Genomic DNA, 13,699 nt, shown 5'->3' with positions numbered 1-13,699 from the left:
AATCAAGCATCCAGTAGCGCGCGGGCAATGGTTTGCAGTTTACGGGTGAGCGGGCCAACCGGCCAGCTCAGTGCAGCACAGGCGCGTACCGGCCAGACGCCATAAACGCTGTTGCAGACAAACACTTCATCAGCCCATTGCAGCTGTTCGAGGCTGATATCGGCGATTTGCGTGGGGATGGCCAGCGACTCGGCCTGAAACAATATTTCCGCGCGCATCACCCCAGCGACCCCGCAGCGCTTCAAGTCGGGCGTAATCAGACCACCGTCGCGCACCAGGAAAATATTGCTGTACACACCTTCGACGACGCGCCCGGCCTGATCGAGCATCAAGCCTTCGGCATGCTCGCTGTCCTGCCATTCGGCGCGGGCGAGCACCTGTTCCAGTCGATTCAGATGTTTGAGCCCGGCCAACAAAGGCTGCGTAGATAAACGCGTGTTGCAGGGAAACAGGCGGATGCCGTGCTCGGCATGGGCAGCGGGATACGCTGCCGGCGGATTGCCTTGCAGGATGCGTCGGCCCTGCGCCGCAGGATCGGGCGCATAACCACGCAAGCCGTCACCCCGAGTGAGGATAAGCTTGAGCACGCCCTCGCCCATCGCAGCGGCATAGCTGAGCAGCTCATGGCGAACCAGCTCGAGATCGGTCGCAATGGCCAGACGCGCGCAGCCATCAGCCAGGCGCGTCAGGTGCCGATCCAGCAGGATCGGCCGAGCACTGCGCACGGCAATGGTCTCGAACAGACCATCGCCGTAAGCCAGGCCGCGATCTTTCAGCGACAGCACGTCAGCCGGTTGACCGTCGACCCAGCTGTCCATCAGCCGGCGAACCGGCGAAACGCCAGAGTGCCGTTGGTGCCGCCAAAACCGAAGGAGTTGGACAGCACGACATCGATGTCCATGTTGCGCGCGGTGTGCGCAACGAAATCGAGATCGCAGCCTTCGTCCGGTTCATCAAGGTTGATGGTCGGCGGTGCCACCTGGCTGTTGATCGCCAGCACGCTGAAAATCGCTTCGACCGCGCCCGCCGCACCCAACAGGTGGCCAGTCATCGACTTGGTCGAGCTGACGGCCAGCTTGTAGGCGTGATCGCCGAACACAGACTTGATCGCATTGGCTTCGGCAAGGTCGCCGGCCGGGGTCGAGGTGCCGTGGGCGTTGATGTACTGCACTTGATCGACATTGATCTTCGCGTCGCGCAGGGCATTGGTGATGCAGCGCGCGGCACCGGCGCCGTCGGCGGGTGGCGAGGTCATGTGGAACGCATCGCCACTGGTGCCGAAACCGATCAGCTCGGCGTAGATCGTGGCGCCACGGGCCTTGGCGTGTTCGAGCTCTTCGAGAACCAGAGCACCGGCGCCGTCGGACAGGACGAAGCCATCACGGCCCTTGTCCCACGGACGGCTGGCGCGGGTTGGCTCGTCGTTGCGGGTCGACAGCGCACGGGATGCGCCGAAGCCGCCCATGCCCAGACCGCAGGCAGCCATTTCCGCACCGCCGGCAATCATCACGTCGGCTTCGTCGTACATGATGTTGCGCGCGGCCATGCCAATGCAGTGCGTACCGGTGGTGCACGCGGTGGCGATGGCGTAGTTGGGTCCCTGTGCGCCGAGATGGATCGACAGGAAGCCGGAAATCATATTGATGATCGAGCCAGGCACAAAGAACGGCGAGATCCGTCGCGGACCGGTCTCGTGCAGGGTGCGGCTGGTTTCTTCGATGTTGGTCAGACCGCCGATACCCGAACCCATGGCCACGCCAATGCGTTCACGGTTGGCATCGGTGACTTCCAGACCGGCGTTGCGCACGGCTTGAAAGCCTGCGGCGAGGCCGTACTGAATGAACAGGTCGAGCTTGCGCGCTTCCTTGACCGACAGGTATTCCTCGACATTGAAGCCCTTGACCGAACCGCCGAAGCGGGTCGAATAGGCAGAAAGGTCGGTGTGTTCGATCAGACCAATGCCACTGCGGCCAGCCAGAATGCCCTGCCAACTGCTCGGCACATCCGTGCCCAGTGGCGACAACATACCCATACCGGTGACTACGACGCGTCTACGCGACACAGCACTCTCCTTTTTCAAATGACGACTTTGCATCAGGCCTAAAGAAAAAACCGCACGCCATGATGGCAGTGCGGTTTTTCCATGACAGCAAGCAACGATTACAAACTATTACGCCTGGTGGCTGGTAACGTAGTCGATTGCAGCTTGTACAGTAGTGATCTTTTCAGCTTCTTCGTCAGGGATTTCGGTCTCGAATTCCTCTTCCAGAGCCATCACCAGCTCAACGGTGTCAAGGGAGTCGGCACCCAGGTCTTCTACGAAGGAAGCGGTGTTGACCACTTCTTCTTCTTTAACACCCAGTTGCTCGGCAACGATTTTCTTGACGCGCTCTTCGATGGTGCTCATACCTTGTTTTCACTCCTAATGGACAAATTCAGGCAGCTGGCCAGTGGGTAAGTGTATAGAAAGCCTTTTCAGTTTTTCAACTGAAAGCTTCACTCCTCAAACCCTGCGGCCCTCTGCCTATAAATAGATTGCAGCTTTATAACGGATTTTAGACAGCTCGTATGACATTTTTTTGAAGCAATCCGTCACATTTTACTTACATGTACATCCCACCGTTCACCGGGATTGTAGCCCCGGTAACGTATGCCGCACCGTCGGATGCAAGAAAAGCGACCACGGACGCGATCTCTTGAGCTTGCCCCAGACGACCCAGCGGAATCTGCGTCTGCAAGGCTTCACGCTGTGCTTCAGGCAGCTCGCGGGTCATATCGGTGTCGATGAACCCTGGGGTTACCGAGTTGACCGTAATCGAACGCGAACCGACTTCACGCGCCATCGCCCGGCTGAAACCTTCCAGACCGGCCTTGGCGGCTGCATAGTTTACTTGGCCGGCGTTGCCCATGGCACCCACTACCGAGCCAATACTGATAATTCGACCCCAGCGCGCCTTGGTCATGCCACGCAAAACGCCCTTGGACAGGCGATACAGACTGTTCAAGTTGGTATCGATCACGTCGTACCACTCGTCGTCTTTCATGCGCATCATCAGGTTATCGCGGGTGATACCGGCATTATTGACCAGAATCGCCACCGGCGCACCGAACTGCTCCTGAATGCCTGCCAGCACGGCGCTGACCGATTCGTCGCTGGTGACATTGAGTTCGAAACCGGCGCCCTGGATACCGTTTTCCTTCAGGGTCGCGGCAATGCGCTCGGCGCCCGACGCGGAGGTCGCGGTGCCGACAACGATGGCGCCCTGACGACCCAGTTCCAGCGCGATGGCCTGGCCGATGCCGCGGCTTGCACCGGTAACCAGTGCAACTTTACCTTGCAGACTCATGCAAGTTTCTCCTGATTCAGGCCTGCGCTGCGCGAGCGGCAGCGAAGGCGTCTGGGGTATTGAGATTGGAAGTCGAAACGCCTTCGGCGCAACGTTTGTTCAGGCCAGCGAGGACTTTGCCCGGGCCGCATTCAACCAGATTGGTCGCGCCCTTGGCGGCCAAAGTCTGCACCGATTCAACCCAGCGCACTGGCTTGTAGAGCTGTTCGAGCAGATCGCGCTTGAGGGTTTCCAGATCGGCTGGCACTTGTGCGCTGACGTTCTGCACCACCGGGATCTGCGGCGCCTGCCAGTCGATGGCGGCGATGGATTCGGCGAAACGCTCGGCAGCCGGACGCATCAGCTCGCAGTGCGACGGCACGCTCACCGGCAATGGCATGGCGCGCTTGGCACCACGGGCCTTGCAACCCTCGATGGCGCGCTCGACGGCCGCCTTGGCACCGGCGATCACCACTTGGCCCGGCGAGTTGAAATTCACTGCGCTGACGACTTCGCCTTGCGCCGCTTCGGCGCAGGCAGCCAGCACGTCGGCATCTTCCAGGCCGAGGATCGCGGCCATGCCGCCTTGCCCGGCCGGCACCGCTTCCTGCATCAACTGGCCACGGCGCTCGACGAGCTTGACCGCGTCAGCCAGGGTCAGGCTGCCGGCGGCAACCAGCGCGCTGTATTCACCCAGGCTGTGGCCGGCGACAAACGCCGGACGCGCGCCGCCTTCGGCCAGCCACAGACGCCACAGGGCGATCGAAGCGGTCAGAATGGCTGGTTGGGTTTTGTCGGTTTGATTGAGCAGCTCTTCCGGACCCTGTTGGGTCAGTGCCCACAGGTCGTAGCCCAGCGCAGCAGAGGCTTCTTGAAAGGTTTCGAGGATCAGCGGATGTTGCGCGCCCAGCTCGGCCAGCATGCCGAGGGACTGCGAACCCTGTCCTGGAAAGACGAATGCGAGGGAAGCAGACATGTAACAAGCCCCTAATGATCTTGTCGTCGGAAAATAACGCCCTGTTGGGGACGCCAGAAACTGACAGTTTGGATGGCCCTTTGAACCGGGCGGTCACATTTAAGCATTGTCCGACGAAAACGCCTAAGACAACAGCTCCTCCAGACGACCGTGGAGACGCTCGGGGAGGTTCTCTTGAATCTCGATCAGCGCCCGTTGAATGGCACTCTGAAAGCCCTGTACCCCGGCCGATCCGTGGCTTTTCACGACGATGCCCTGCAAGCCGAGAAAGCTTGCGCCATTATGCCGCGCCGGGGCCAGGTCGGCCTGCAGACGCTTCATCAACGGCAGCGCGAGAACGCCGACAGCGCGCGAAGCGAAGTTTTTCTTGAACAAAGCCTCGATCCGCGCAGCAATCATCGTCGCCAGACCTTCGCTGGACTTGAGCAGGATGTTGCCGACGAAGCCGTCACACACCACCACATCGGCCTCGCCGCGATACAAGCCGTCGCCCTCGATAAAACCGATGTAGTTGATCCCGCGCGCAGCCTGCAACAACGTGGCGGCCAGTTTGACCTGCTGATTGCCCTTGATGTCTTCGGTGCCGATGTTCAGCAACGCAACACGTGGACGGGCAATGCCCAAAGTCTGCGCGGCCACCGAACCCATGACCGCGAACTGCAACAGATGCTCGGCACTGCAATCGACGTTGGCGCCCAGATCGAGCAACTGGCAATAACCGGTCTGCGTCGGAATGGCCGCGACCATGGCCGGACGATCAATGCCGGGCAATGTCTTCAGCACGAAACGCGACAAGGCCATCAACGCACCGGTATTGCCGGCACTGACACAGGCCTGCACCTTGCCATCGCGCAGCAGTTCAAGGGCGACACGCATCGACGAATCCGGCTTGCCACGCAGGGCTTGGGCGGGTTTTTCGTCCATGGTGATGACTTCGCTCGCCGCGACAATCGTCAGGCGCGCGCGATCGGCAGCCGACTGGCCGTGGATCAGTTCTTCAAGAAGGGAGGGTTGACCGACGAGGGTCAGGTGCAGCGAGGGTGTAGCAGACAGGCAAGCGAGACTGGCCTGAACAATGCTGCGGGGACCGAAGTCCCCGCCCATTGCGTCAATCGCGATGACTTGAGCAGACAAGTGATTACTCGTCAGCGCCCTTGTCGATCACTTTACGGCCACGGTAAACGCCTTCTGGCGATACGTGGTGACGCAGGTGAACTTCACCAGTGGTTTTTTCTACAGACAGGGTGCTAGCCTCGAGAGCGTCGTGCGAACGGCGCATGTCACGGGCAGAGCGGGATTTTTTGTTCTGCTGAACAGCCATAATTGATTAACTCCTAAACGTTTGGGTCACGCTTTAACTGCGCCAATACACTGAACGGGTTGGACCGCGTTACCTCGTCCTCGCTCGGTTCGGGCTCATCTGCTCCCGCCGGCTGCTGGCATTCTTCCGGATGATGAGCAGGCACAATGGGCAAGGCGAGCAGAAGCTCCTCCTCGATCAGTGACTGCAGATCCAATGGATCTTCGCCCAGTTCCAGCACGTCATAACCTTTCGGCAACGACTGGGTATTCGCACCCTCCTTCACCACCGCGTAACTGCATTCGCTGTGGATCGGCAGGGTGACCAGCTCAAGACAACGCTGGCAAACCATTTTGACTTCGGTGTCGATAAAGCTGTGGATGACCACAGACTTACGTTCATCTCGTTCAAAAACGAATTTGGCCTGCACCGTACCGACATCGTCGGAAAGCGGGTCGCAGAGTCTCTTCAAATCGGCCAGCAGCAGTTCACCTTGAAGGGTGGTGCCACGGTCAGCCAATTTGCGCGGGTCAACGTGAGGTGGAATCGGGTCATTCAACATAGGCGCAGCATTATAGGGATGCACCCAACCATGTCAAAGGAAATTGTGCCCTGTCCGTCACTTGCGCGCCTCCGCTAGAATCCGCACCTGCCTCAGGAGACGTCCATGCTGCCTTTATTACTCGCTTCAAGCTCGACTTATCGCCGCGAATTGCTCGCCCGCCTGCACCTGCCGTTCGTCTGCAGCTCGCCGGACATCGACGAAAGCCACCGCCCGGGCGAATCCGCGATCGATCTGGTCAAACGCCTCGCTGAGGAAAAAGCCCGCGCCCTGGCGGACAGCCACCCTGCTCATCTGATCATTGGCTCGGATCAGGTTGCCGTCCTCGGAGAACAGATCATCGGCAAGCCGCACACCTTCGAGAAGGCTCGCGAGCAATTGATGGCGGCGAGCGGCGCGAGCGTGACCTTCCTGACCGGCCTGGCGCTGCTCAACAGCCAGACCGGGCAATGCCAGGTCGACTGCGTGCCGTTTACCGTGCACATGCGCCAGCTGGATCAGGCAAGCATCGAGCGCTATCTGCGCATCGAGCAGCCGTACGACTGCGCCGGCAGCTTCAAGGCCGAGGGACTGGGCGTGAGCCTGTTTCAATCGACCGAAGGCCCGGATGCCACCAGCCTGATCGGCCTGCCGCTGATTCGCCTGATCGATATGTTGTTGGTCGAGGGTGTGCAAATCCCTTGAAAGCAAAAGATCGCAGCCTTCGGCAGCTCCTACACCGATTGTGCAAGAGCTGCCGTTGACCTGCGATCTTCTGACCTTGAAAAGATTTACCGCAACGAAGGCCCGTGGAAACCCATCCACATCGCCAACTGCTCGGCCACGCTGGCGCCGAGCTTTTTCGAGAAGCGATCGAACGGCGATTCCTGCACGGTGAAGTCCACCAGCTCCTTCTCGCCAATCACATCACGCGCCACCGAACTGGCATTGCCCAAGCCATCGATCAGGCCTAGCGGCAGCGCCTGCTCACCCGACCAGACCAGCCCGGAAAACAGCTCCGGATGCTCTTTGTCCTTCAGACGATCGCCACGGCCCTGCTTGACGCTGTTGATGAACTGCTTGTGCGTGGTGTCCAGCACGCTTTGCCAGAATGCGGTTTCTTCAGGCTTTTGCGGCTGGAACGGATCCAGGAATGCCTTGTGCTCGCCCGAGGTATAGGTGCGGCGCTCAACCCCGAGTTTTTCCATGGTGCCAACGAAACCGTAACCCGCCGCCGTCACGCCGATCGAGCCGACCAGACTAGCCTTGTCGGCATAGATCTGATCCGCCGCGCTGGCGATGTAATAGGCGCCCGAAGCACCAAGATCGGAAATCACTGCGTAGAGCTTGATCTCCGGATGCAACCCACGCAGACGCTTGATCTCGTCATAGACATAGCCAGACTGCACCGGACTGCCACCCGGGCTATTGATGCGCAGGACCACGCCCTTGACCTTCTTGTCTTCGAACGCCGCACGCAGGCTGCCAACGATATTGTCGGCGCTGGCCGGCTCCTTGTCGGCGATTACGCCGTCGATCTCGATCAACGCCGTGTAGTTCGGGCCGCGGGTGGCGGTTTTTTCCATGTCCATCAGCGGCGTGAACAGCAGCAGCGCAACAAACAGATAAACAAACGTCAGCAGCTTGAAGAAAATCCCCCAGCGCCGCGAACGGCGTTGTTCCTGCACGCCGGCCAGCAAAGTCTTTTCCAACAGCTTCCAGCTTTTCGCGTCACCGTCGTCGGCACTTGCCTTGGCCGGTGCTTTCCATTCGTCGGTCATGCCATCTACCCCAGCAAAAACGTATTAAGCCCGCTGACCCAGCCAGGCGTGCAATTCAGAAAAACGGTCGATCGACAGGCGCGGCTCGAACTGTTGCAGGGACTCGATCGATTGCGCGCCGTAACTGACCGCCACCGAATCCATCCCCGCGTTGCGTGCCATCAGCAGGTCGAACGACGAATCGCCGACCATCAACGCCTGCTCCGGACGTACGCCGCAGTGCCTGACGATCTGCTCAAGCATCAGAGGGTGTGGCTTGCTGGCAGTTTCATCGGCGGCGCGGGTGATATCGAAATAATCTTCCCAGCCATTGGCCTTGAGCACCCGATCCAGTCCGCGACGGTTCTTGCCCGTCGCTACCGCCAGGTGATAACCCTGCTCGCGAAACGATGCCATCGACTCGACCACGCCCTCGAACAGCGGCGACGGCACGGCTTCGGCAGCGATGTAGTGATCGGCGTAATATTCGCGAAACGCGAGCATTTCTGCGTCGCTGATTTCGGGGTACAGCGTGCGAATCGCCTCCGGCAAGCCGAGACCGATGATGCCTTTGACAGCGAAGTCATCGCGCAGCTCGAAACCGGAACGCCCGGACGCCGAGTGCATGGCCTCGACGATCCGATGGATGGAATCGGCGAGGGTGCCGTCCCAGTCGAAAATCAGCAGCTTGTAATCAGATGGGCGCACTCAATCGCTCCACGGTCTTGGCCCACATTTCATCGACGGGCGCTTGCAGATTCAGCTTGCCGCCGTCGGGCAGCGGCACCGTCAGCATGTAAGCGTGCAGGAACAGACGCTTACCGCCCAGATCGCGGATTTCCTTGGTGAAATCCTCGTCGCCATACTTACTGTCACCGGCAATGCAATGGCCAGCATGCAAGGTGTGCACGCGAATCTGGTGGGTACGACCGGTAACCGGTTTAGCTTCGACCATGGTGGCAAAATCACCGAAGCGGCGCAGCACCTTGAACAGCGTCAGGGCTTCTTTGCCCTCGTCATTGACTTCGACCATGCGCTCGCCGGAACGCAGATTGCTCTTGAGCAGCGGAGCGCGAACCTGCTTGATCGAGGTTGCCCAGTTGCCACGGACCAGCGCCATGTAGCGCTTGTCGACGCCATCGCCGCGCAACTGCTCGTGCAGGTGGCGCAACATGCTGCGTTTTTTGGCGATCATCAGCAGGCCGGAGGTGTCACGGTCGAGACGGTGAACCAGCTCCAGTTCCTTGGCGTCGGGACGCAACTGACGAAAGGCTTCGATCACGCCGAAATTCAGCCCGCTGCCGCCATGCACCGCAATGCCGGCGGGCTTGTTGATCACGATCAGGGCTTTGTCTTCGAAGACGATCGAGGCTTCCAGGCGCTGCAACAGCCCCTGGGCCAGCGGCACCGGTTCGTCGCGCTCAGGCACGCGAACCGGCGGCACGCGCACGATATCGCCGGCCTGCAGCTTGTATTCGGGCTTGATCCGACCTTTGTTCACGCGCACTTCGCCTTTGCGCAAAATGCGGTAAATCAAGGTCTTGGGCACGCCTTTGAGCCGGGCGAGGAGAAAGTTGTCGATTCGTTGGCCGGCATACTCCGGCGAGACTTCAAGCAGTTGAACGCCTGGAGTCGAAGGGGCAGTAGTTGTCATGCCGCGGATGATAACAATTTTTATGGAATTGAAGCACTTAATCATTGCTGCTATAGTCGCGAACGCCGCCAAAAGCGGCCTGGACAGCGGAACCACGGTCAAAGACCGGCCCTGACCAACGCAATTCACCAGGGCGCGAGGCCGTCCTACGGGGCTTTCGCTACGTAACGGTGGAGTTTGCGGTTGTAACGAGCGCAGGTGACATGAGGCCTGAATTACACCGCCGGGCAGAGTTCTGACTCGCCAGGCAGGCGACATTCGAGGCCAGTTCACAAAGTGCAGTCGACTGCGAATGACCCCGAGCGATTGCTTCGGAAACATCGCCTGAATTAGCCATGATGCGTGACCTCCCCTTTCGGAGCTCACGGTAAATGCCAACCCGCTGCGGATTCTGCGCGCGGCAGCACCCGAATTATCAGGGATACGTGTAGGGTGGAGATGCACAACCGCCGGACTGTGTAGCAACAAGCTTTGATCAAGACGCTTCATCTCGTCCACAGCCGCTGGTTGATTCCTCCTCCTGACTGAGTGCTTAAGTAGCCACAGCAAGCAGGACGCGTACGTCGCGGTATCGGCCCAATTGGCCGCACATCGCTGGACACGGGAATGGCCAACCACTCCCGACGCACCTGACACCGACCGTGAGAAGTCGTGTGTGCCGAACGCCGTTTCCGGCAGCCCGGAAACCGACGGTACTACATGAAAAGAATGCTGATTAACGCAACTCAACCCGAAGAGTTGCGTGTTGCACTGGTAGATGGCCAACGCCTCTACGACCTGGACATCGAATCCGGTGCACGCGAGCAGAAAAAGGCCAACATCTATAAAGGCCGTATCACTCGCATCGAACCAAGCCTTGAGGCTGCCTTTGTCGATTTCGGCTCCGAGCGCCACGGCTTCCTGCCCCTCAAAGAAATCTCCCGCGAATACTTCAAGAAAGCCCCCGAAGGCCGCGTCAACATCAAGGACGTCCTGAGCGAAGGCCAGGAAGTCATCGTTCAGGTCGAGAAAGAAGAACGTGGGAACAAGGGCGCCGCCCTGACCACCTTCATCAGCCTGGCCGGTCGTTACCTCGTACTGATGCCGAACAACCCGCGTGCCGGCGGCATCTCCCGTCGCATCGAAGGCGAAGAACGCAACGAACTGCGTGAAGCGCTGAACGGTCTGGTTGCTCCGGCCGACATGGGTCTGATCGTGCGCACTGCCGGCCTGGGCCGCAGCAGCGAAGAAATGCAGTGGGACCTCGATTACCTGCTGCAACTGTGGACCGCCATCAAAGAAGCCTCGCTGGATCGCTCCGCGCCATTCCTGATTTACCAGGAAAGCAACGTGATCATCCGCGCCATCCGCGATTACCTGCGCCAGGACATCGGCGAAGTGCTGATCGACAGCGTTGAAGCCCAGGACGAAGCCCTGACCTTCATCCGCCAGGTGATGCCGCAGTACGCCAGCAAGATCAAGCTGTACGAAGACAGCGTGCCACTGTTCAACCGTTTCCAGATCGAAAGCCAGATCGAGACCGCATTCCAGCGCGTCGTCGAACTGCCTTCCGGCGGCTCCATTGTGATCGATCCGACCGAAGCCCTGGTGTCCATCGACATCAACTCGGCGCGCGCCACCAAAGGCAGCGACATCGAAGAAACAGCGCTGCAGACCAACCTTGAAGCCGCCGAAGAAATCGCCCGTCAGTTGCGCCTGCGCGACATCGGCGGCCTGATCGTCATCGACTTCATCGATATGACCCCGGCGAAGAACCAGCGCGCCGTGGAAGAGAAAGTCCGTGAATGCCTGGAAGCTGACCGCGCCCGCGTGCAGATCGGTCGTATCTCGCGTTTCGGCCTACTGGAAATGTCCCGTCAGCGCCTGCGTCCATCGCTGGGCGAAAGCAGCGGCATCGTCTGCCCGCGTTGCAACGGCACCGGCATCATCCGTGACGTTGAATCGCTGTCGCTGGCCATCCTGCGCCTGATCGAAGAAGAAGCACTGAAAGACCGCACCGCCGAAGTTCGCGCGCAAGTGCCGATCCCGGTCGCTGCGTTCCTGCTCAACGAAAAACGCAACTCGATCACCAAGATCGAACTGCGCACCCGTGCCCGTATCGTCATTCTGCCGAACGATCACCTCGAGACGCCGCACTTTGAAGTTCAGCGTCTGCGTGACGACAGCCCGGAAGCCGCGACCAACCAGTCCAGCTACGAAATCGCTGCGGCCGCTGCCGAAGTCGAAGAAGTCCAGCCAGCCGCTGCGACCCGCACTCTGGTTCGCCAGGAAGCTGCAGTGAAAACTGCGCCGGCCCGTGCCAACGCACCGGTGCCGACTGAAGTTGCACCTGCCGCACCTGCTCCAGCACCAGCTGCCGCGCCTGAGCCAAGCCTGTTCAAGGGTCTGGTGAAGTCGCTGGTCAGCCTGTTCGCCACCAAGGAAGAGCCAGCCGCACCGGTTGCCGTTGCGAAACCGGCTGCCACCGAGCGTCCTGCCCGCAACGAAGAGCGTCGCAACGGTCGTCAGCAGAGCCGCAACCGCAACGGTCGCCGCGATGAAGAACGCAAGCCGCGCGAAGAACGTGCTCCACGTGAAGAGCGCGCACCACGCGAGCCGCGCGAAGAGCGTCAGCCACGTGAAGCCCGTGAGCCGCGTGAAACCCGCAGCGAAGCGCCGGTAGCCCGCGAAGAGCGCGCACCACGTGCCCCGCGTGAAGAACGTGCACCGCGTGCACCGCGTGAAGATCGCAAGCCGCGTGGCGAGCGTGAAGAACGCGTGCGTGAACTGCGCGAGCCGCTGGACGCCGCGCCAGCCGCAGCCGCAGCTGTTGCTGCCGTGACCGCTGAAGAGCGTCCGGCCCGTCAGCCACGCGAAGAACGCGCCCCGCGTCCGCCGCGTGAAGAGCGTCAACCGCGTGCCGAGCAGGCCGCTGCTGCCGTTGCTGAAGAAGAAGTGAACAGCAACAACGAAGAGCAACTGCCGGAAGACGGTCAGGACAACGCCGAAGGCGATCGTCCACGTCGTCGCTCCCGTGGCCAGCGTCGTCGCAGCAACCGTCGCGAGCGTCAACGTGATGCCAACGGCAACGTGATCGAAGGTTCGGAAGAATCCGAGTCCGCTGAAAACGCTGGCGAGCCAAGCACTGCCGATCTGGCCGCTGGCCTGGCCGTCACCGCCGCCGTAGCCAGCAGCACCATCAGCGCTCCGGCAGAAGCCGAAGCTCACGAGCAGGCTGAACGCGCCACTGCCGCCACACTGGAAACCGCTCCAGTCGAAGCGCCGGTTGTCGAAGCCACCACTCCAGTGGAAGTGACTGCTGCACCGGAAATCGAAGTCGCCCCGGTCCGCGAAGCTCAGCCTCAGGTTGAAGCGCCTGCCGAACCGGAAGCTGTCGTTGAAGCGCCAGTTGCTGAATCCGAACCAGCGACCGAAACCGTCAGCGAAAACGTGACCAAAACCGTGCGTGAAGTTCGCGAAGAGCAGACTGCGTTCAACTGGGTTGCCGAGCCAGCTGTGACCGAAGCTCCAGCGCCAGTCACTGAAGCCGAAGTACCGCAGGCCATGGTTTCCGAACCAGTAGTTGTAGCGGCCGAACCGGCTCCAGAGCCAGTGGTTGAAGCACCAGCTGTCGAAGCACCAGTTGCAAAAGCTCAGGCTGAAGAAGCACCAGCCGCAGTCGAAGCGCCAGCCCCGGTGGTTGAAGCTCCGGCTCCGGTCAGCGCCCTGACGCCAAACGGCCGTGCGCCAAACGACCCGCGTGAAGTGCGTCGTCGCAAGCGTGAAGCCGAGCGTCTGCAGAAGGAAGCCGAACTGGCTGCCGCTGCAGCGCCAGTGGCTGCCGAACCAGCCGCTGCGGCTGAAGTGGTCGAGGCAGCCCCTGCCCCGGTCGCGGAAGAAGCATCGGTTGAAGCGGTGATCGCTGAAGCACCACGCTCCGTTCAGGACGCGGTTGAACAGCGCGAAGAAGCCCAGGAAAAAGAGCACGAGCCTAAACCACTCGTGTAATTCCTGAAGCCATTAAAAAGCCCCGCCCGGTGAAAGCCTGGCGGGGCTTTTTATTGCCTGAAATACCAGCATCATCCACAACCTTTGTGGGAGCGAGCCTGCTCGCGAAAGCGCTAGGTCAGACAATATTCATGTAGCTGAACCAGCGCATTCGC

The 13,699-nt window shown here is 60.4% G+C and carries 13 protein-coding genes; 2 read left to right on the top strand and 11 right to left on the bottom strand.

The features are described from left to right. Positions 1-2: 2 nt before the first annotated feature. From pabC to ASG55_RS16280, 8 genes are all read right to left on the bottom strand, one after another. Positions 3-818, bottom strand: coding sequence for an aminodeoxychorismate lyase (pabC, locus tag ASG55_RS16315; protein ID WP_056788247.1), 816 nt, complete (start codon positions 816-818; stop codon positions 3-5). Continuing rightward, on the bottom strand, positions 818-2,062 hold the full coding sequence (fabF, locus tag ASG55_RS16310) for a beta-ketoacyl-ACP synthase II (RefSeq protein ID WP_038860467.1): 1,245 nt from the start codon (positions 2,060-2,062) through the stop codon (positions 818-820). The genes pabC and fabF overlap by 1 nt, the downstream gene beginning before the upstream one ends. A 108-nt stretch (positions 2,063-2,170) precedes the next feature. Further along, positions 2,171-2,407, bottom strand: a complete 237-nt coding sequence (acpP, locus tag ASG55_RS16305; protein WP_003175607.1) for an acyl carrier protein — start codon at positions 2,405-2,407, stop codon at positions 2,171-2,173. Positions 2,408-2,603: 196 nt separating this feature from the next. Next, positions 2,604-3,347, bottom strand: a complete 744-nt coding sequence (fabG, locus tag ASG55_RS16300) for a 3-oxoacyl-ACP reductase FabG (protein ID WP_016770989.1) — start codon at positions 3,345-3,347, stop codon at positions 2,604-2,606. A gap of 16 nt (positions 3,348-3,363) precedes the next feature. Next, entirely contained in the window at positions 3,364-4,302 is a 939-nt protein-coding gene (gene fabD / locus ASG55_RS16295) for an ACP S-malonyltransferase (protein ID WP_056788244.1), read from the bottom strand. Positions 4,303-4,425: 123 nt separating this feature from the next. Continuing rightward, entirely contained in the window at positions 4,426-5,436 is a 1,011-nt protein-coding gene (gene plsX / locus ASG55_RS16290; protein ID WP_082530305.1) for a phosphate acyltransferase PlsX, read from the bottom strand. A 4-nt stretch (positions 5,437-5,440) separates the two neighbouring features. Then, positions 5,441-5,623 carry a 50S ribosomal protein L32 gene (rpmF, locus tag ASG55_RS16285; RefSeq protein WP_003179396.1) on the bottom strand — a complete coding sequence of 61 codons (183 nt, stop codon included), beginning with the start codon at positions 5,621-5,623 and terminating at the stop codon, positions 5,441-5,443. Between the two features lie 13 nt (positions 5,624-5,636). After that, positions 5,637-6,164 (bottom strand): YceD family protein, encoded by a 528-nt coding sequence (locus ASG55_RS16280; RefSeq protein ID WP_003204262.1) that lies wholly within the window; start codon positions 6,162-6,164, stop codon positions 5,637-5,639. Between the two features lie 105 nt (positions 6,165-6,269). On the opposite strand from ASG55_RS16280, the gene ASG55_RS16275 reads away from it, so the two are divergent. Continuing rightward, positions 6,270-6,848 (top strand): Maf family protein, encoded by a 579-nt coding sequence (locus ASG55_RS16275; RefSeq protein ID WP_056788239.1) that lies wholly within the window; start codon positions 6,270-6,272, stop codon positions 6,846-6,848. A gap of 86 nt (positions 6,849-6,934) precedes the next feature. Here the strand turns inward: ASG55_RS16275 and sppA are convergent, their stop codons facing one another. Genes sppA through rluC form a run of 3 tightly spaced genes read right to left on the bottom strand, consistent with a single transcriptional unit; the run spans position 6,935 to position 9,557 of the window. Continuing rightward, positions 6,935-7,924, bottom strand: a complete 990-nt coding sequence (gene sppA, locus ASG55_RS16270; RefSeq protein WP_056788236.1) for a signal peptide peptidase SppA — start codon at positions 7,922-7,924, stop codon at positions 6,935-6,937. Between the two features lie 24 nt (positions 7,925-7,948). Then, positions 7,949-8,611, bottom strand: coding sequence for an HAD-IA family hydrolase (locus tag ASG55_RS16265; protein ID WP_056788232.1), 663 nt, complete (start codon positions 8,609-8,611; stop codon positions 7,949-7,951). After that, complete coding sequence (rluC, locus tag ASG55_RS16260) at positions 8,598-9,557, bottom strand: 23S rRNA pseudouridine(955/2504/2580) synthase RluC (RefSeq protein WP_016770994.1); 960 nt, start codon at positions 9,555-9,557, stop codon at positions 8,598-8,600. Before rluC ends, ASG55_RS16265 begins: the two co-directional genes overlap by 14 nt. A 699-nt stretch (positions 9,558-10,256) precedes the next feature. Between rluC and rne the strand changes: the two genes are divergently transcribed. Next, positions 10,257-13,544 carry a ribonuclease E gene (gene rne, locus ASG55_RS16255; RefSeq protein ID WP_056788230.1) on the top strand — a complete coding sequence of 1,096 codons (3,288 nt, stop codon included), beginning with the start codon at positions 10,257-10,259 and terminating at the stop codon, positions 13,542-13,544. Positions 13,545-13,699 lie beyond the last annotated feature (155 nt).

It is taken from the genome of Pseudomonas sp. Leaf434 (assembly GCF_001425545.1).
GTDB classification, from domain to species: Bacteria; Pseudomonadota; Gammaproteobacteria; order Pseudomonadales; family Pseudomonadaceae; genus Aquipseudomonas; species Aquipseudomonas siliginis.
This window is presented reverse-complemented; position numbering and strand designations above follow the sequence as displayed.